Annotated in this window: 13 protein-coding genes and 2 pseudogenes; 8 read left to right on the top strand and 7 right to left on the bottom strand. The window is 62.3% G+C overall.

Features of this window, described 5'->3' with window-relative positions; genetic code table 11:
* Together ACXJKO_RS22745 and ACXJKO_RS22740 are read right to left on the bottom strand one after the other, a co-directional pair.
* On the bottom strand, positions 1–147 hold a 147-nt coding region (locus ACXJKO_RS22745), incomplete at its 3' end, for an IS630 transposase-related protein (protein WP_457093350.1).
* A gap of 225 nt (positions 148–372) precedes the next feature.
* Positions 373–1,302 carry a DMT family transporter gene (locus ACXJKO_RS22740; protein ID WP_457093348.1) on the bottom strand — a complete coding sequence of 310 codons (930 nt, stop codon included), beginning with the start codon at positions 1,300–1,302 and terminating at the stop codon, positions 373–375.
* A 124-nt stretch (positions 1,303–1,426) separates the two neighbouring features.
* Between ACXJKO_RS22740 and ACXJKO_RS22735 the strand changes: the two are divergent.
* Positions 1,427–1,891 (top strand): annotated as a pseudogene (locus ACXJKO_RS22735) (Lrp/AsnC family transcriptional regulator); the annotation flags it as partial.
* A gap of 42 nt (positions 1,892–1,933) precedes the next feature.
* Here the strand turns inward: ACXJKO_RS22735 and ACXJKO_RS22730 are convergent.
* The gene (locus tag ACXJKO_RS22730) at positions 1,934–3,961 is read right to left on the bottom strand and encodes a thioredoxin domain-containing protein (protein WP_457093347.1); all 2,028 of its coding nucleotides are present in this window, start codon (positions 3,959–3,961) and stop codon (positions 1,934–1,936) included.
* 136 nt (positions 3,962–4,097) lie between these two features.
* Here ACXJKO_RS22730 and mnmE point away from each other — a divergent pair, with 136 nt between their 5' ends.
* The 5 genes from mnmE (at position 4,098) to ACXJKO_RS22705 (ending at position 9,864) form a co-directional block, all read left to right on the top strand.
* Complete coding sequence (gene mnmE / locus ACXJKO_RS22725; protein WP_457093349.1) at positions 4,098–5,408, top strand: tRNA uridine-5-carboxymethylaminomethyl(34) synthesis GTPase MnmE; 1,311 nt, start codon at positions 4,098–4,100, stop codon at positions 5,406–5,408.
* Between the two features lie 212 nt (positions 5,409–5,620).
* Positions 5,621–7,504 carry a tRNA uridine-5-carboxymethylaminomethyl(34) synthesis enzyme MnmG gene (gene mnmG / locus ACXJKO_RS22720; protein ID WP_457093346.1) on the top strand — a complete coding sequence of 628 codons (1,884 nt, stop codon included), beginning with the start codon at positions 5,621–5,623 and terminating at the stop codon, positions 7,502–7,504.
* On the top strand, positions 7,501–8,124 hold the full coding sequence (gene rsmG, locus ACXJKO_RS22715) for a 16S rRNA (guanine(527)-N(7))-methyltransferase RsmG (RefSeq protein WP_457093345.1): 624 nt from the start codon (positions 7,501–7,503) through the stop codon (positions 8,122–8,124). Before mnmG ends, rsmG begins: the two co-directional genes overlap by 4 nt.
* The gene (locus ACXJKO_RS22710; protein WP_457093344.1) at positions 8,124–8,960 is read left to right on the top strand and encodes a ParA family protein; all 837 of its coding nucleotides are present in this window, start codon (positions 8,124–8,126) and stop codon (positions 8,958–8,960) included. Before rsmG ends, ACXJKO_RS22710 begins: the two co-directional genes overlap by 1 nt.
* 19 nt (positions 8,961–8,979) lie before the next feature.
* Positions 8,980–9,864, top strand: coding sequence for a ParB/RepB/Spo0J family partition protein (locus tag ACXJKO_RS22705; RefSeq protein ID WP_457093343.1), 885 nt, complete (start codon positions 8,980–8,982; stop codon positions 9,862–9,864).
* Positions 9,865–10,169: 305 nt separating this feature from the next.
* Here ACXJKO_RS22705 and holA read toward each other — a convergent pair whose 3' ends face one another.
* Genes holA through leuS form a run of 3 tightly spaced genes read right to left on the bottom strand, consistent with a single transcriptional unit; the run spans position 10,170 to position 14,364 of the window.
* Positions 10,170–11,189, bottom strand: coding sequence for a DNA polymerase III subunit delta (holA, locus tag ACXJKO_RS22700; RefSeq protein ID WP_457093342.1), 1,020 nt, complete (start codon positions 11,187–11,189; stop codon positions 10,170–10,172).
* Between the two features lie 6 nt (positions 11,190–11,195).
* Positions 11,196–11,756 carry an LPS assembly lipoprotein LptE gene (lptE, locus tag ACXJKO_RS22695; protein ID WP_457093341.1) on the bottom strand — a complete coding sequence of 187 codons (561 nt, stop codon included), beginning with the start codon at positions 11,754–11,756 and terminating at the stop codon, positions 11,196–11,198.
* Positions 11,743–14,364 carry a leucine--tRNA ligase gene (gene leuS / locus ACXJKO_RS22690; RefSeq protein ID WP_457093340.1) on the bottom strand — a complete coding sequence of 874 codons (2,622 nt, stop codon included), beginning with the start codon at positions 14,362–14,364 and terminating at the stop codon, positions 11,743–11,745. The genes lptE and leuS overlap by 14 nt, the downstream gene beginning before the upstream one ends.
* 126 nt (positions 14,365–14,490) lie before the next feature.
* On the opposite strand from leuS, the gene ACXJKO_RS22685 reads away from it, so the two are divergent.
* Together ACXJKO_RS22685 and ACXJKO_RS22680 are read left to right on the top strand one after the other, a co-directional pair.
* A complete protein-coding gene (locus tag ACXJKO_RS22685) occupies positions 14,491–15,171 on the top strand; it encodes a YggS family pyridoxal phosphate-dependent enzyme (RefSeq protein WP_457093339.1) in 681 nt (226 codons plus the stop codon).
* Between the two features lie 349 nt (positions 15,172–15,520).
* Positions 15,521–16,108, top strand: a complete 588-nt coding sequence (locus tag ACXJKO_RS22680) for an ATP-binding cassette domain-containing protein (RefSeq protein ID WP_457093338.1) — start codon at positions 15,521–15,523, stop codon at positions 16,106–16,108.
* Here the strand turns inward: ACXJKO_RS22680 and ACXJKO_RS22675 are convergent.
* Positions 16,105–16,473: pseudogene (locus tag ACXJKO_RS22675) on the bottom strand (transposase); the annotation flags it as partial. The gene ACXJKO_RS22680 and the pseudogene ACXJKO_RS22675 overlap by 4 nt on opposite strands.
* Positions 16,474–16,486 lie beyond the last annotated feature (13 nt).

Raw genomic sequence — 16,486 nt, 5'->3', positions numbered from 1 at the left:
GCTGCCGGTGGCGCGATAGGCCGCCATGAGCCGCACCACGAACGCGACGGAGACCTCGAAGTGGTGGGCGGCTGCGTGGCAGGAATGGCCCGCCTCGACAAAGCGCGCCACCCGGCGGCGCAGATCCAGCGAGTAGGACTTGGTCATCGCTCATCTCCTCTGAAGAGGGCTGAGACAAGTGAATCACGAAGCCGACATGCCGCATAGCCCCAACGACTCCATCAGAACTGTCGTCGCTCTAGAACACACCCATCAAGAACAGGATCAGCAGGGTGAGACCAACAGAGATGAGAAGCGATCCCGCGCAGCCTATCCGGTTCGAGAAGAAAAAGAACATCGGTACTCCTGTAGTCCTGATCTCTTGCGGCAGCCTCAAATCCGTCTGCTGAGTAACGACTGGCTGAGAACCCCGCTCGCCAGCACAACGCCCAGGGTCGCCAAAACGATTCCGATTACCGCAGCCGCATCGGGAATTTCACCCAGCATCGGAATGGCGATCAGCGCCGCGAGCACGATGGACAGGGGCGAGAGCGCGGCCGCGCGGGAAGCGCCGAGCCGGTCGACGGCGATGCCATAGAGAACGAGGCCGACGAGACCCGACAGCAAGCCTTGAAGAAGGGCCTGCATGGCGATGGGTCCGGCGAGTCCGTTCCCGAAAGCGGCGATAAGGGAGGGAGCGCCGAAGGGTATCAGGATCAGGAAGGACCAGAACCCGATGAAGGCGGTCGCCTGCAGAGCCGACAATCCGCTGCGGCGATAGGCATGGGTGTAGATGCCCCACAGACACGCACCGGTGAGCAGCAACGCATGCCCGCGCCATGCGCCATTGCCGGCGAACAGCAGCCCATATCCTCCGATGCAGACGATGCCGACGAGGATGAGCACGAAGCCGACGACCCTCACTCGCTCCAGACGCTCGCCGAATACGAGCCATCCGATCAGGGCGACGAAGAGCGGCATGGTGCCGGGTAGGAGCGGGCCGATCTCCGCTGCCGGCGCGAACTGCATTCCCATTGCGACGATCAGGAAGAAAGGCGCGCCCGCGCCGAAGAGGCCCAGCGCTCTCGGCAGGGTCAGCCCTTTCGGAAACAGCCCGATCTGCCAGATGACGGGAAGAAGCAGCAAGGCCGGCACGCCGAACCGCAGCAACCCGACGGCAACCGGTGGCAGAGCGTGCGTCACCGCGTGGCGGGTACCTACCACCCAGAGCGCCCAGATGATGACGGCGGCCAGAGCCGAGATCCACCCGATGAGAGCAGGTCGGGAGGTCGAGCGCGGCAGCGGTTGCGACAGGTCGGACATCTCGATCTCCAATGATCCTTGCAGCATGCCCTATCAGGGCCGGGCATGTCCTTGCGAAGTTCGGCTTGTCTCGTGCCCATGCTTGGCAGAAGATTGCGCGTCAGCGCGACCTTCTGGTGAATTCATGTCCAATCTCGAACTTGATGCCATCGACCTGCGGATTTTGAGCGCCCTGCAATCGGATGGACGGCTGACCAATCAGGAACTGGCCGATCAGGTCGGTCTCTCGCCGTCGCCGTGCCTGAGGCGTGTTCGCCGGCTGGAGAAGGACGGATTCATCCGCACCTACCGCGCGGTTCTCGATCGGGAATCCGTAGGCCTCGGGCTGACTGTCTTCGTGGACATCAAGGTGGAGAAACACTCTCGTGAGAATGCTGCGGCGCTCCAGGAGGCGCTGATCGGGATGGCCGAAGTAGTGGCGTGCCACATGATCTCCGGCACGGCCGATTTTATTGCGGAGATCGTGGTGGCGGATCTCAAGGCCTATGAGCGTCTTTTGACCGAGCGGCTTCTGACCCTGCCGATGATCGGCGACATCCGGTCGAACTTCTCCCTGACCCGCGTGAAGTCGGATGGCGCGCTACCGCTCACCCACCTCAAGCGTGAACTCGCCACCGAGAAGGTGCGAGAACTACTCGGACAGCGGGAGCGAAGCGAGCGCCATCATCTCCGCGACCTGAACGGCCAGAGCCTCGGGCGTGGTGACGGGGAGTGAGCAGCGCTGCCCGGCGCAGACGAGAGCCTGCGCCTTGTCGGTTGAAGCGGCGAGGGCGCTTGCCGGGTGGTGCGCATCGATAGCTTCGCCCGGTTGCAGTCGGTGGACGCTGCGGTCGAGATAAGGCGCACGCAATGCCGCCTCATAAAGAGCATCCGCATTGTTTCCCGTGACGAGAATGCTTAGGCCCCGAAGATGCAGATCAAGCGCATTCAGGATCGAGGTGTGGCCGAGAGGCGATGACCGCGCGATGCCGACGAGGCCCGAGAGGATGTCACCGGCTCGCTCATGATCGGCGGGTGTTGCGGTGATCTGGGCCAAGCGCACGAGAGCCTCGGCGAAGACACCATTAGCATTGGGCACGGCCTCGTCGTGGGTGGGCTGAGGACGCACGACGAGATGATCGGCTCCCTTCGCCGTCATCGCGAGACACCCCGTTTCTGGAATGAGGAACTCCGTCAGCAACACGTCGCGCCAGTTCTGCGCATCCCGCAGATAGGATGCCTCGCTCGTCGCTTCATGAAGGGCAAGGGCGGCCCGCATCATCGCGGCATGATCGAGCGCAAAGCCGGGGAAGATGAGCGAGTTATTGCGCCAGGAGTGACCGATCATCCCATCCCGGATCATCGATTCGGCAATGAAACGATAAGCGCGCACGGCCAGTGCGATCCATTCCGGTCGGTCGAGGAGGGGAGCGGCTCGGACGAGACTCGAGATCATCAGCCCATTCCAATCGGCCAGCACCTTGTCGTCGATGCCGGGACGGATGCGGGTGTCTCGCCGCTCCAACAGCTTCGCCCGTAATGCCGCCAGACGTTTTTCCACCAGAGGAGGGGCCTCGCCTGTTATCAGCCGGTTCGGGATGTTGTGGCCCTCGAAATTGCCGCTCTCGGTGATGTCGTAGACCTGCGCGAAGAAGGCAGCATCCTCCTCGCCCAGCACATCGCGGATTTCAGCAAGACTCCACACATAGAAGCGCCCTTCCTCGCCTTCCGTATCCGCATCGAGGCTCGAAGCGAAGGCGCCTTCGGGCGTCACCATCTCCCGCTCGAGCCACGTGACGATACCTTCCGCCGCATCGCGGAAAAGGGTGCGGCCGGTCTCGGCATAGGCTAGAGCATAGAGCTCCAGCAACTGCGCATTGTCGTAGAGCATCTTCTCGAAATGCGGCACGAGCCAGCGCTCGTCCACTGCGTAGCGGGCGAAGCCCCCGCCGAGATGATCGTGGATGCCGCCGAGCGCCATCCGCTCCAGGGTCAGAAGAAAGCGCTCGCGGGCCTGTGGGTCGCCGGTGCGCCTGGCATAGCGGATGAGATATTCGAGGATCGGCGGGTTGGGGAATTTCGGCGCGCCCTGAAGACCGCCGTTTTCGGTGTCGATGAGTTCCGACAGGCGCAGGCCCATGCGGTCGAGATCGGCCGGCGTCAGCGTGCCGCCATCGCTCTCGGCTCCCTTGGCCAGATGCTGCTTCAGGGCATCTCGGTTCTTGAGAATGCGCTCCGGCTCCGCATGATAGAGGCGCGCGATTTCCCGCAACACCTGGATGAATCCAGGCCGACCGAACTTCGGTTCCTTCGGAAAATAGGTGCCGCCCCAGAACGGCTCGCCCTCGGGTGTCAGGAACATGGTGAGCGGCCAGCCGCCCTGTTCGCCGAGAAGATGAAGCGCGCTCATATAGACATGATCCACATCGGGCCGCTCCTCCCGATCCACCTTGATATTCACGTAGAGCTCGTTCATCACGGCCGCCACGTCCGGGTCCTCAAAGCTCTCGTGCGCCATCACGTGACACCAGTGGCAGGCGGCATAGCCGATGGAGATCAGCACCGGTTTGTTCTGCCGGCGCGCCTCGGCGAGGGCATCCGRCCCCCATTCCCACCAATGGACAGGATTGTTCCTGTGCTGCAGGAGATAGGGAGAACTGGCATTTGTGAGGCGATTCATCTTTGTGTCTCCCCGGTGCAGGTTCGCGGGCTTGATCGATTCGGATCTGAACCGATCCTTGTTCCGTCTCGTGTTAACGCTTGATCAACCATCAATCCTCTTCAAGCTCAGAGGTTCAAGACCAAGGTTCATGCCCATGCGTTCGGATGACACCATCTTCGCCACTGCTTCCGGTTACGGCCGGGCCGCCGTGTGCCTCATCCGGATCAGCGGCCCGGCAAGCCGCGCGGCGCTGGAGACCTTAGGCGGAAGCCTGCCCGCTCCACGTCAGGCAGCCGTTCGCATCCTACGCGAGCCCGGCACGGGAGAGCCCCTGGATCAGGCGCTTGTCCTCTGGATGCCGGGGCCCAAAAGCTTCACCGGCGAGGACCAGGCCGAGCTCCATATCCATGGCGGTCTCGCCACCCGCGCGGCGGTGCTGCGGGCGCTTGGCTCCATACCGCATTGTCGCCCGGCCGAGGCTGGCGAGTTCACTCGCCGCGCCTTCCTCAACGGGCGCATGGACCTGTCCCAGGTGGAAGGCCTCGCCGATGTGATCGATGCCGAAACCGAGGCTCAGCGTCGGCAGGCCATGCTCCAGCTCGAAGGCCGTCTCGGCAATGCCGCCGAGGGCTGGCGCGAAGGTGTTCTTCAGGTTCTGGCCCTGTTGGAAGCAAGTCTCGATTTCTCGGATGAGGGCGATGTGCCCGAGGATCTGGAGGCCGACATTCTGCGCCGGATCGATCTCCTCCAGAACGAGATCGGCCGGGCGTTGGCAAACCGTAGCGGCGAGCGTCTGCGAGAGGGCCTGACCGTCGTTCTCGCGGGGCCGCCCAATGCCGGGAAATCGACCCTGCTCAATGCGCTGGCCCAGCGGGATGTAGCCATCGTCTCCCCGATTGCCGGAACGACGCGGGACGTGATCGAAGTGCGCTGCGATCTCTCCGGTCTACCGGTCGTCATCGTCGATACGGCAGGCCTGCGGGAGAGTGTCGATCTCATCGAGCAGGAGGGTGTCTCCCGCGCCCGGGCCCGCGCCCACGATGCCGACCTCGTATTGTGGCTTGTTCCCCCGGATGGCGCTGGGACCGACGCACCGTCCGCCCGCCGTCTCTTGAAGGTCGGCACCAAGACTGATTTGAATCGGAACCGGCACGATTGCGATCTGCTTGTGTCAGCCGCAACCGGGGAGGGGATCCCCGATCTGATCGACCGTCTTCAGAAGGAAGCGGAGGAGGCGATGAGCCAGGGCGATGCCATTCTCACCCGTGAGCGCCATCGAAAAGCCCTTGAACGGGCGCATGCCTGTCTCGTGAACGGACGTGAGCTTCTTGTCACCGCCGGTCCGTTGGAACTGGCGGCAGAGGAGGTTCGCTTGGCCTCCCGCGCAGTGGGCGAGATTACGGGGCGTGTCGATGTCGAGGATGTCCTCGACCGGCTCTTCTCCAGCTTCTGCATCGGTAAATAGACTGGGGCAGCGCCTTCGGTAACGATAAGGCGAATCTGTGAGACTCTTCTCTTAGCCTGTTCACGAATCGGTTGATTGGTGCTGAATCCAATCTGCACAGCCTGTGGAGGGACTGTGCAGAAGCGGTGAAGAGCGCCGATGTTTCACGTGAAACATTTTGCCCTTTTGACCTCTTCTCGGCGAGGGCCTAGACCCCTGGCATGGAGATTCCCGTGAGTCAGTTGTTCGATGTGATCGTGGTCGGTGGTGGCCATGCCGGTGCCGAGGCGGCTGCCGCTTCCGCGCGCATGGGTGCGCGCACCGCGCTCGTGACACACAAGCTTTCGACCATCGGCGCGATGTCCTGCAACCCGGCCATCGGCGGTCTCGGCAAGGGCCATCTGGTGCGCGAGATCGATGCCCTCGACGGCGTCATGGGGCGCATCGCCGACCGGGCGGGCATTCAGTTTCGTCTCCTCAATCGCCGCAAAGGCCCAGCTGTTCGCGGCCCCCGTACCCAAGCGGACCGGAAGATTTATGCCCGTGCTATGCAAGCCGAGCTTCTGCAGACACCGAACCTGAACATCGTGGAAGGGGAGGCGGATGACATCATCGTGCAAGCTGGCCGGGTGACGGCTCTCCTCCTGACGGACGGACGGCAGCTCGCCACCGGCGCCGTGGTCATTACCACCGGCACCTTCCTGTCGGGCCTCATCCATATCGGCGAAAAGAAGATCCCGGCGGGTCGCATGGGTGAGCGTCCTTCGCTCGGCCTGCCGAAGACTTTCGCCCGTTTAGGCTTCACCTTGGGCCGTCTTAAGACCGGCACCCCGCCGCGTCTCGATGGCCGTACCGTCGACTGGGCCGGCATCGACAAGCAGGCGGCGGACGACGATCCGGTGCCGTTCTCGCTTCTGACAGACAAGATCACTACCCCTCAGATCGAGTGCGGCATCACTCGCACCACGGCCAAGGTCCATGATTTGATCAGGGGCAACCTGCACCGCTCGGCCATGTATTCCGGCGACATCCAGGGTACGGGCCCGCGCTATTGTCCCTCCATCGAGGACAAGGTCGTGCGCTTCGGCGACCGCGATGGACACCAGATATTCCTCGAGCCGGAAGGCCTCGACGACAATACCGTCTATCCCAATGGCATCTCGACTTCGCTTCCGGAGGACGTGCAGCTGGCCTTCCTCGCCGAGATCCCCGGCCTTGAGCGGGTGCGCATGCTCCAGCCGGCCTATGCCATCGAATATGATTATGTGGACCCGCGTAACCTGACCACGGGGCTTGAGACCAAAGCCGTAAAGGGCCTGTTCCTGGCCGGTCAGATCAATGGCACGACGGGCTATGAGGAGGCGGGGGCTCAAGGGCTCGTTGCCGGGATCAATGCCGCCCGCCGGGCCGATGGCCGGGACAGTGTGGTGTTCGACAGGGCCGAATCCTATATCGGCGTGCTGATCGACGACCTGATCACCCGCGGCGTGAGCGAGCCCTACCGCATGTTCACCTCCCGGTCAGAGTATCGGCTCAGCCTGCGCATCGACAATGTGGATGAGCGCCTGACGGGCAGGGGCCTCGAGATCGGCTGTGTCGGATCGAAGCGCGAAGCGCATTTCCAGCGGTCTCAGAAAGAGATCCGGTCGGTCCGCGACAGGCTTTATTCCGTCAGCTTGAGCCCGCAGGAAGCGTCTCGCCATGGGCTCAGCCTGAACCAGGACGGTGTTCGCCGCAGCGCTTATCAGCTCCTGTCGTACCCAAATATCGGTTGGAGCGATCTTACGAGAGCTTGGCCAGAGTTTTCATCCGTCAGCCCACAGGTGCGGGAGCGGCTTGAGACGGATGCGACCTATGCGGTCTATCTCGACCGGCAGCAGGCGGATATCGCCGCTTATCGGCGGGACGAAGGTATCGTGCTTGAAGAAGCGCTCGACTTCCAGGTTCTTCCCGGCCTATCGAATGAGATCAAGGCTAAGCTCGATCTGGTTCGCCCGAAGACCCTCGGTCAAGCTGCCCGGATCGAAGGCATCACTCCGGCAGCGCTCACGTTATTGGCAGCTCATGCCAAAAAGGCGTCTCGCCCTGGCCGTATTGTCAATTCGGTAGCGTCATGACAACAGGTTCAGTCTCATCTAAGCTCGATGTTTCACGTGAAACACGTGAGAAGCTTGAGCTTCTGGAACGCGAGCTTCGCCGCTGGCAGAACATCAAGAACCTTGTTGGACCGGCTACGCTGGACCAGATCTGGGACCGGCACATCGTCGATTCGCTTCAGCTTCTTGACTTCGTGCCCGACGCCAAGACCTGGGTCGATCTCGGCTCCGGGGCAGGTTTCCCGGGCTTGGTGCTGGCCATTGCCGGGCAGCAAAGGGGGCTGAAGGTCCATCTCGTCGAGAGCAATTCCCGTAAATGCGCCTTCCTGCGAGAAATCGCGCGGCTGACAGGCGTTCAAGCTACGGTCCATCCGGCCCGGCTCGAAACCGTCATCCCCGGCTTTGTCGGCAAAGCCGATGTTGTCTCCGCCCGCGCGTTGGCCGCGTTAACCCAGCTTCTGGAATGGACTGAACCCATGTTGAAAGCGGGGACAATTGGCCTCTTTCCCAAAGGGCGGGACGTCGAGATTGAATTGACCGAGGCCCGGAAAAGGTGGACATTCGAGGCGGACATCCTGCCAAGCCGCACCGATTCCGAGGCCAGGATTCTTCGCATAACCTCCATCGAGAGCCTATCATAATGACCGACCACAGCGGATCTGAAGCTGGAGCGCGTGGGCACAAGCCGCGTGTGCTGGTGCTTGCCAACCAGAAGGGCGGCGTCGGCAAGACGACCACAGCCATCAATCTTGGTACGGCGCTGGCAGCCATCGGCGAGAAGGTGCTGATCGTCGACCTCGATCCGCAGGGCAATGCCTCGACCGGGTTGGGCATCGACCGCAAGAACCGCCAGGTCTCGACCTATCATGTTCTCGCCGGCGAAGCTTCGCTTGCGGAGAGTATCACCGAGACTGTAGTGCCCGGACTCTATGTGGCACCCTCGACGCTCGACCTCCTCGGCATCGAATTGGAGATCGCCAGTGAGCGGAACAGGGCTCACCGGCTCCGCTCGGCGATCCAGGCTCTTGGGGGTGAAAAGGTAACGGAACCCTTTACCTATATTTTGATCGATTGCCCGCCATCGCTGAATCTTCTGACCATCAATGCGTTGACAGCCGCTGACGCCGTTCTTGTCCCCCTCCAATGCGAATTTTTTGCTCTGGAAGGCCTCAGCCAGCTGCTCAAGACGGTCGAACAGGTCCGTTCCGCGCTCAATCCGGAACTCACGATCCACGGCGTCGTGCTGACCATGTTCGACCCGCGCAACAATCTGTCGGGGCAGGTCGTGGCCGATGTTCGCCAGTTCATGGGTGACAAGGTTTACGAGACCATGATCCCGCGCAACGTGCGCGTGTCAGAGGCGCCGTCCCACGGCAAGCCGGTGCTGCTCTACGACATCAAGTGCACCGGCTCCCAGGCCTATATCCGTTTGGCATCCGAAATCATTCAGCGCGAACGTTCCTTACGCGCCGCGTAACAAGAGTTGAGAATAAGACATGGCGAAAGAAGTAAAGTCGTCCCTCGGCCGTGGCTTGGCCGCGTTGATCGGCGAAGTCGGCGATGAGATCGGCACCATCCAGAACAACAAGGGCGGGCAGAAGAAGGTACCCGTCGAGTTCCTGCGCCCGAACCCGCGCAACCCGCGTAAGGTGTTCGAGGATACGGAGCTTCAGGAACTGACCCAGTCCATCAAGGACCGCGGCATCATCCAGCCCATCGTCGTGCGGCCCGTGCCGAACAAGCACGATGCCTATGAGATCGTCGCCGGCGAGCGCCGCTGGCGCGCCTCACAGAAGGCCGGCCTGCACGAGGTGCCGGTGGTGGTCGTCAACATCGACGACAAGACCTCGCTCGAATACGCCATTCTCGAAAACGTCCAGCGCGCCGATCTCAACCCTATCGAAGAGGCGGAAGGCTATGCGCGCCTGATGGCCGAGTTCTCCTATACGCAGGAGAACCTGTCGAAGATTATCGGAAAGAGCCGCAGCCACATCGCCAACATGATGCGCCTCACCGATCTGCCCGATCCAGTGAAGAAGCTTTTGGTCGAGCGCAAGCTCTCCGCAGGCCATGGCCGCGCGCTGCTGGCGGTAAAAGACCCAGGTTCGGTGGCCAAGCAGGTGCTCGACCAGGGCTTGAGCGTGCGTCAGGTTGAGGCGATTGCGCAGAGTGACAGCGCCGAGCCGTCGAAGCTCGAAACGAAATCGGCCGCGAAACCCAAGGTCCAGAAGGATCCGGACACCCGCGCCCTTGAGCGCGCGCTCCAGGATGTGCTGGGCCTCACCGTCACCATTGATCACAAAGGCAACGGTGGCGAATTGCGGATTGGTTACAAGACATTGGACCAGCTCGACGGATTGTGCCGACGGTTGAACCCGTAAGGTTTCGGCTAATCTAAATGTCTCTTTCATCACCGGCCTTGTGCCGGTGATTTCATTTACAGTCCCCCTCCTAGCCTTCATCCTTCGGCACACCGCCTTCGGCGGCCCTCAGGATGAGGTTCGTGGGGTGGCAGTGAAGACGTGGATGGATAGACACGAGCCCGTTCATGACAATGAAAGTGTCATCTCCGGCGGCCTATCGGGCCGGGAAGGAGATCCACCCACAGGCTCGGCGCTATGGACTCCCTTCCTTTTGCTGATGCTCCGGCCGGGAATGACACTAAGTGGTTGTCGGAAAACGGGAATTACCGCCGCGCCGAGCGGGCGATGTCGAGCAGCGTCTTCGCGGCGATCGTGTCGGCGAGATGCGACATGCGGCGCGTTTCTAGAAGGCTCGCCTGCAGCAGGTTGATGGCCTGCTTCAGCCGCTCGCTCGTCCACTTCTGAAGGTGGCGCTCGACCAGGGGTTTTCGGCGGAAATGCAGGCTGCGCATGGTTTCCATGACGGCCGGGATCGGGCGGCCTTCCTCTACGGTGAGGCGGGCGGACAGGAGCATGAAGGCATGGCGGAGCGCCGCGCCGAGCAGGACGGAGGCGTGGACGCCCTCGGCAGCCAAGCGACGGGAGCCGGTTTCCAATTCCGTGCCTTCGCCACCGAAGGCCGCATCGACCACTGCATCCATTGCAAGGCTCGACACGTCACTCATGATCGCATCAACGTCCTCAAGGGTGATCTCACGCTTTCCATGTGCGTAGAGCATAAGCTTGGAGAGCTCGCCCCGCGTCGCCAAGCGGTCGCCGCCGAGGCTAGCGATGAGAGCTGTACGGGCATCGCGGGAGATCGAAAAGCCGTTGTCTTTTAAGGTGTTGTCCACCACCACGCCGAGATCGCGGTCCGTATCCGCATAGCAGGGCAGGGCCAAAGCCTTCTGCGAGCGTTCGCAAAGGGTGCGCAACGGCGCGGATTTTTGGAGATCGCCACCCTCGATGACAATTACCGTGTCCTGTAACTCACCTTTGAGAACTGCATCCACGGCAGGAGCCATATTGCGCGAGGTTGACTTGATCCAGAGCGCGCGCTTGCCGCCGAAAAGACCCATGGTGCCGGCCTCGTCGGCGAGCCTCCCGGGGTCGGACGCGATATCGTCGCCGTCGATGCGGATCAGCTGAAAAGGGTCGGCCGGATCGTCGACAGAGCGCTCCGCCAAGGCGCGGGCGCGCTCGTTGATGAGGCCCATATCCGGCCCATAGAACAGAAACACACCGATCTGTGGATTGGGACGCCGCAGCACCCCTTCCACATCACCGGCCTTGACGGCGACCATTGATGATCAGCTGCCGGCAGGCGCGGCGGACAAAGTCGCCGCCAATAGGGTTTTCACTTGATCCACCAGGACCTTAGCCAAACGGATCTCCGCATCGCGGCCCGCGCGCAAGGAGGCAAAACGCTGCTGATAACGGTCGTAGGACGTAGAATTGGTGGTCGACCCTTGCGTGATGATCGTTTTCCCGTCCAGGCTGGTGAGGGTATAGGTCAGCGTGCCGCCGACGATGGCGGAGCTGGCGCGGCCCGTTTCCGTATCGACGATGGGGGCACTGATGCTGCGCGCCAGGGCGAGCCGCAACTTATAGCGCTTCGGGGTGTTGGAGCCCGAGCCATTGAGCGCGTAAACCAGCTCGCTGCGTAGATAATGGCCCATCACCGCCTGGGTCTCCGGCCATTGGACTTCCGGCACGTCGATGGAGGCGAGCACGTTCTGAAGTGATTCGCCCGAGGCCGTGGGGCCGTAGAGCGGCTTGAAGCAGGCGGACAGGCCAAGCGAGAGGCCTGCCACGAGAGCAAGGCGAGCCAAGGGTTTCAAGGAAAACCCTTTGAGATTAAGCGACGACATTCACGATCCTCTGGGGAACGACGATGATCTTGCGGGCAGGCTTTCCTTCCATAGCCTTTTGCACGGCATCAAGCGAGAGCACAGCCGCTTCAATCGTCGCCTGATCCGCATCGCGGGCCACGGTGACATCGGCGCGCTTCTTGCCGTTGACCTGCACAGGCAGGGTGACCGTGTCCTCGACGAGCAGCGAACGCTCGACCACAGGCCATGCGGTGTCCGTAACGAGACCCGGCTGGTTCAGGGACGTCCAGCATTCCTCCGCCAGATGGGGCATCATCGGGGCGAGCAGCTGCACGAAGATACGACCTGCCTCGGCGAAGGCTGGGGCCAAGCCGGGTTCGTTCGCAGCCTTCGCCTGGCTGCCTAAATCGTGCAGGGAGTTGGCGAGTTCGTAGAGATGCGCCACGCAGCGGTTGAAACGCAGGCGCTCCACATCCTCTTCCACGGCAGCCAGCGCCTTGTGCGCGGCCTTGCGGACGGCGAGCCCGATCGGCCCTTCGGCCGCGACACCATCGCCACCGGCCATCCGCTCAGCGATCTCGCCGATGAGACGCCACACGCGCTGCACGAAGCGGCCCGCGCCCTGCACGCCTTCCTCGGTCCAGATCACGTCGCGCTCGGGCGGCGAGTCGGAGAGCATGAACCAACGGGCCGTATCGGCGCCGTAGGACGCGATGATCTCGTCCGGATCGACGGTGTTCTTCTTCGACTTCGACATCTTCTCGATGGAGCCGATCTCGATGGGCGCACCGCTCTCCACATGGAAGGCCTTGCGCGCCGTGCCTTGCGTCTCGAAGCGCACGTCGCTGGGCAGCACCCAGCCGCCATTGGCGTCCTTGTAGGTCTCGTGAACCACCATGCCTTGAGTGAACAGGCCAGCAAACGGCTCGTCCAGGCCCGCATGGCCGGTCTTCTTCATCGCGCGGGTGAAGAAGCGCGAATAGAGCAGATGCAGGATCGCATGCTCGATGCCGCCGATATACTGGTCCACCGGCAGCCACGCATCGACCGTGGCGCGATCCGTCGGCTTGTCCGTTAGGGTCGGGTCGGTGAAGCGGGCGAAGTACCAGGACGAATCCACGAAGGTATCCATGGTGTCCGTCTCGCGCCGGGCCGCCTTGCCGCATTTCGGGCAATCCACATGCTTCCAGCTCGGATGACGGTCGAGCGGGTTGCCCGGTACGTCGAAGGACACGTCCTCCGGCAACACCACCGGCAGCTGGTCCTTGGGCACCGGCACCACGCCGCAATCGTCGCAATGGATGATCGGGATCGGGCAGCCCCAATAGCGCTGGCGCGAGATGCCCCAATCGCGCAGACGGAAATTCACCTTGCGCTCGGCCACCGGACGGTTGCCACGAATTTCTCTCTCCAGGCGGCGGGCGACTTCTTCCTTTGCCTCATCGATGGTCATGCCATCGAGGAAGCGGGAATTGATCATGCGGCCGTCGCCGTCATAGGCCACATCGGTCACGACGAAGGTGGCGGGGTCCACGTCCGGCGGGCAGACGACCGGCGTGTTGCCGAGGCCGTACTTGTTGACGAAGTCCAGGTCGCGCTGGTCATGCGCCGGGCAGCCGAAGATGGCGCCGGTGCCGTATTCCATCAGAATGAAGKTCGCCACATAGACCGGCAGCGTCCAGTTCGGATCGAGCGGATGCACCGCGCGCACGCCGGTGTCGAAGCCGAGTTTGTCCGCCTTGTCGATGGCCTCCTGGGCCGTGCCGACCCGCTTGGCCTCCTCGATGAAGGCGGCAAGCTCCGGGTTCTTCTCGGCGGCGGCTTTCGCCAGCGGATGATCGGGCGCAACGGCCATGAACTTCGCGCCGAACAGGGTGTCGGGGCGCGTGGTGTAGATCTGCAGCTCGGTCTCGCCGTTCGGCACCGTTTCGGGCTTCAAGGCAAACCGCACCAGCAGGCCTTCCGAGCGGCCGATCCAGTTGCGCTGCATCAGGCGCACCTTTTCCGGCCAGCGGTCGAGGGTGTCGAGCTTCTCGTCGAGATCCTGCGCGTAATCGGTGATCTTCAGGAACCACTGGGTCAGCTCGCGCTGTTCCACCAGCGCGCCCGAGCGCCAGCCGCGCCCGTCGATCACCTGCTCGTTGGCGAGCACGGTGTGGTCCACCGGGTCCCAGTTCACCTTGGCGGTCTTGCGATCCACGAGGCCCTTCTCGAGGAAATCGATGAACATGCGCTGCTGGTGCTTGTAATAGCTTGGATCGCAGGTCGCGATCTCGCGGCTCCAGTCGATGGATAGGCCCATGGACTGCAGCTGCGCGCGCATGGTGGCAATGTTGGCATAGGTCCATTCCTTGGGGTGGACCTTATTCTGCATCGCGGCGTTTTCCGCCGGCATGCCGAAGGCGTCCCAGCCCATCGGATGGAGCACATTAAAGCCCTTGGCCCGCTTGTAGCGCGCCACCACGTCGCCCATGGTGTAGTTGCGCACGTGACCCATATGGATGCGCCCGGACGGATATGGGAACATCTCAAGCACGTAGTATTTCGGACGCGGGTCGTCGTTCTCGGTCTTGAACAGGTTGCGGTCGTTCCAGACCTTCCGCCATTTCAGCTCGGCTTCCTTGGCGTTGTAGCGCTCAGGCCTCATTTTTCTCGTCACATCCGTCATTTAGGGATTCAAGCGGCTTGCGCCGCCACATTGCGGCGGACTAGGACACAGCTCTCCCGCGCGGTCAACGGTTTCGCACATGGGAGATTGCTTTGAGAGGACGCCATGAGCGAGAACGATGCGGTCGAAGGCTTGAAGTCGGTGCAGGAGGCGATCCGCCGAGCCGCATCCGACTACGACCGCGATCCTAACGGGATCACGCTGGTGGCGGTGTCCAAGACCTTTCCGGTGGAAGCCATCGAGCCGGTTCTGGCCGCGGGCCAACGGGTATTCGGCGAAAATTACGTGCAGGAGGCCAAGGCCAAGTGGCCCTCCTTGCGCGAGCGCTTTGCCGATGCGGAACTGCACATGATCGGCCCGCTCCAGTCCAACAAGGCGAAGGAAGCGGTGGAGCTCTTCGACGTGATCCACACCCTCGACCGCTCTTCTCTTGCCGAAGCGCTCGCCAAGGAAATCGCCAAGCAGGGCAGGGCGCCGCGCCTGCTGGTTCAGGTGAATACCGGTGAGGAGCCGCAGAAGGGCGGCGTTGCGCCCGCCGAGGTGGATGACTTCCTTGAAGCCTGCCGCACGAAATACGGCCTCACCATCGAGGGCCTGATGTGTATTCCGCCCGCCGATGACCCACCGTCACCGCATTTCGCGCTGCTCAACACCATCGCCAAGAAGCATGGCCTGAAAACGCTCTCCATGGGCATGAGCGCCGATTTCGACGCCGCAATCCAGCTCGGCGCTACTCATGTGCGGGTGGGCAGCGCCATTTTCGGCAGCCGCCCGAAGGCTGCCTGACTTTCGAATTGCGCCAGGAGCGCAGTCCGGTTAAGTTTCCTAATCGATCCGCCACACCAACCACAGGAGGGCTGCATGTGTGAAGCGATGCATCTACGCATGTTCGGCCCCTGGAAGGCCCTGCAGCAGCTTGTTGCAGGGCGGACCATGACACGGATCTGACGCAAGGTTTTCCGGCTTTCGCATTTATCGCTGAAAGCGCGCCTCGCGTCCTCATCTCCATCTGGTCGGCTCTGAACGGCTCACCCGCACTGAGGCTTTAAAAAGCCCGGCGCGTCTGACCTCACGTTCAAGACTTCGCGCGATGCGTGCTTCAGGAAAGCCGCCGCGCCGACTAAAGAGATCGACCATGGCCAATATCAGCCTCCGCAATGTCACCGTCCTTACCCCCGCGCCCCTGTTCCGCGACCTGACTCTCGTCATCGGCGAGCGCGACCGCTTGGGCATCGTCGCCGGCAACGGCTCCGGCAAGACCACCCTTCTCAAATGCCTCGCCGGATTGGCCGAGCCGACGGAGGGAGAGGTCGTCCATTCCCGTGGTATGCGGCTCGGTCTCGTGGAGCAGGACGTGCCCGATGCGCTTCTCGACCTGACCCTGTTTGACGCCGTGCTGAGCGGTCTTCCCGCTTCCGAGCGCGACGGCAACGAATGGCGCGCCGACATGGTGCTCGACGGATTCGATACGCCGGAATCCATGCGCCAAAGCCCCATGCGCCGCTTAAGCGGAGGGTGGCAACGGCTGGCGCTCATCGCCCGTACCTGGATTGCCGAGCCGGATGCGTTGTTGCTCGACGAGCCGACCAACCACCTCGATCTCGAAAAGCTGCTGCTGCTGGAGCGCTGGATCGTTGAGACCGCCGGACAGATCCCGGTGGCAATCGTCAGTCACGACAGGGACTTTCTCGATTCCTGCACCACTAGAGCATCGGATGTTTAATCGGACGCATATCCAGCAGCCTTGAGGTAGTTCCAACACTCGTGCGGCTCAAACAAATCGCAGATGTCGCCGAGGGCGCGCCAGAGCGCGTCGAACGTTCGCGCCTCGGCCTTGCGCAAGTGTGCCTTGATCTTGGCAAAGGCTTGCTCGATCGGGTTCAGATCGGGCGAATAAGCCGGCAGGAACAGGAACCAGGCTCCGCGTTGCTTCAGACACTGCGCAGCCTTTTCACTTTTGTGAACGGCCAGGTTGTCGAGGATCACTACATCGCCTTTGTGCAGCGTCGGCGCGAGCTGCGTCTCGATGTAAGCCTCGAACGCCAAGCGGGTGATCGGGCCGTCGATGATCCAGGGCGCACTCAGCTCATGACCTCATGAC

The sequence above is a fragment of the Microvirga sp. P5_D2 genome (assembly GCF_054049475.1).
The sequence above is the reverse complement of the archived record's forward strand: the minus strand, read 5'-3'. Positions and strand labels throughout refer to the sequence as shown.

Coding starts and splice junctions, on each gene's coding strand:
- ACXJKO_RS22740 (WP_457093348.1), bottom strand. CDS start 1,302: ATGTCCGACCTGTCGCAACCGCTGCCGCGCTCGACCTCCCGACCTGCT.
- mnmE (WP_457093349.1), top strand. CDS start 4,098: ATGCGTTCGGATGACACCATCTTCGCCACTGCTTCCGGTTACGGCCGG.
- rsmG (WP_457093345.1), top strand. CDS start 7,501: ATGACAACAGGTTCAGTCTCATCTAAGCTCGATGTTTCACGTGAAACA.
- ACXJKO_RS22710 (WP_457093344.1), top strand. CDS start 8,124: ATGACCGACCACAGCGGATCTGAAGCTGGAGCGCGTGGGCACAAGCCG.
- ACXJKO_RS22705 (WP_457093343.1), top strand. CDS start 8,980: ATGGCGAAAGAAGTAAAGTCGTCCCTCGGCCGTGGCTTGGCCGCGTTG.
- holA (WP_457093342.1), bottom strand. CDS start 11,189: ATGGTCGCCGTCAAGGCCGGTGATGTGGAAGGGGTGCTGCGGCGTCCC.
- lptE (WP_457093341.1), bottom strand. CDS start 11,756: ATGTCGTCGCTTAATCTCAAAGGGTTTTCCTTGAAACCCTTGGCTCGC.
- ACXJKO_RS22685 (WP_457093339.1), top strand. CDS start 14,491: ATGAGCGAGAACGATGCGGTCGAAGGCTTGAAGTCGGTGCAGGAGGCG.
- ACXJKO_RS22680 (WP_457093338.1), top strand. CDS start 15,521: ATGGCCAATATCAGCCTCCGCAATGTCACCGTCCTTACCCCCGCGCCC.